This is a genomic window from Paraliomyxa miuraensis (assembly GCF_026337845.1).
Lineage (GTDB): Bacteria > Myxococcota_A > Polyangia > Nannocystales > Nannocystaceae > Paraliomyxa > Paraliomyxa miuraensis.
The window spans coordinates 1-617 of the sequence record NZ_JAOVZF010000076.1 but is presented as its reverse complement, the minus strand read 5'-3'; the positions used below and the strand labels follow the sequence as shown (position 1 = coordinate 617).

Genomic DNA, 617 nt, shown 5'->3' with positions numbered 1-617 from the left:
TCGTCGTGCCGCGTCGCCAGCTCGTCGAACAAGGCCAGCACCGCCCCCGCATCTCCTCTCGCCAGGAGCTCCGCGAGTCGTCCCCGAGCATCGTCATCGCTCGACGCTCGGCCCGACTTCGAGGCTCCTGGCGAGCTCGTCACCTCATGGTCAGTACCACGCGCGATCTCGAACGCAAGCTCTATCTCGCGACCACGTGCTCGTTCGTTGCTGGCGCGAGCATCCGATACCTCTTGCGGCGCTTGATCACCGGAGCATCGATTCCTTCGAGCAGCATCGCGAGCTCGCCCGCATCGATCTCGATGTGATCCTCACCATCGCGTCCCTCGAGCCGGCGGAACGTTCCAGCCTCGAGCCGCTTCATCACGATGCAGTAGCCGTCGCGATCCCAGAAGAGAATTCGGACTTGGTTGGCCCGGCGATTGATGAAGACGAACAGGTCCCCCGAGCGAGCCGAGCGCCCGAAGGTCCCCTCGACGATGGCACACAGGCCGTCGTAGCTCCGTCGCAGATCCACGGGCTGCGTGGCCATGAACATCCGGGCTCCCGACGGCAGCGTCAGCATGAGCCCACCACCTCGAGCACTTCGCGGAGCCGCTCGACATCCACGGCACCAG

Annotated in this window: 1 protein-coding gene; it reads right to left on the bottom strand. The window is 65.2% G+C overall.

What is annotated here, in order from left to right; genetic code table 11:
• Window positions 1–181: 181 nt before the first annotated feature.
• Window positions 182–565 carry an IS66 family insertion sequence element accessory protein TnpB gene (gene tnpB, locus OEB96_RS00335; protein WP_266213378.1) on the bottom strand — a complete coding sequence of 128 codons (384 nt, stop codon included), beginning with the start codon at window positions 563–565 and terminating at the stop codon, window positions 182–184.
• Window positions 566–617 lie beyond the last annotated feature (52 nt).